The sequence below is a fragment of the Alcanivorax sp. HI0044 genome (assembly GCF_001634945.1).
Window position 1 is genome coordinate 1 of record NZ_LWEZ01001003.1, and the last position, 510, is coordinate 510.

The following is a 510-nucleotide window of genomic DNA, read 5'->3' on the forward strand; positions in this document are numbered from 1 at the left end:
GCCCGTCTGGCGCGGATGATCTCCCGCCTCGGCGATGGTCCTTTCTATGTGGCGCTGACGTTGCTGATCTGGTGGATGGATCGGCAGGGCGGCAGCGAGTTCGCCCTGACTGCCATGGCCGCCTATGCCCTGGAAGTGCCGATGTTTGTGCTGCTCAAGCACTTGATCAAACGGCCCCGGCCGGCGGATGCGCTGGAGAGCCTGTCGGCGTTTATTCAGCCCGCGGACCGATTCAGCTTCCCGTCCGGGCATACAGCGGCGGCCTTTGTGATGGCGACACTGCTATGTGTGTTCTATCCGCCGGTAATGGCTCTGGCGTTGGGGTTGGCGGTGATGGTGGGATTGTCCCGGGTGTTGCTGGGGGTCCATTATCCGTCGGACATTCTGGCTGGCGCGACGCTTGGCTTCAGCTGCGCCATGATTGGGCTGTGGCTGGTTTGAGGGGCTAGCTACGGGCTACGAGTTGCGAGGCGCGGGAAGAGCCAAAGCCAGGTTCACTGTGGTGCGCCG

Annotated in this window: 1 protein-coding gene; it reads left to right on the forward strand. The window is 63.1% G+C overall.

Annotated elements, in window-relative coordinates:
* A partial coding sequence (locus A3730_RS11890; RefSeq protein ID WP_063538113.1) for a phosphatase PAP2 family protein occupies nt 1-441 on the forward strand: 441 nt, incomplete at its 5' end.
* Nucleotides 442-510 lie beyond the last annotated feature (69 nt).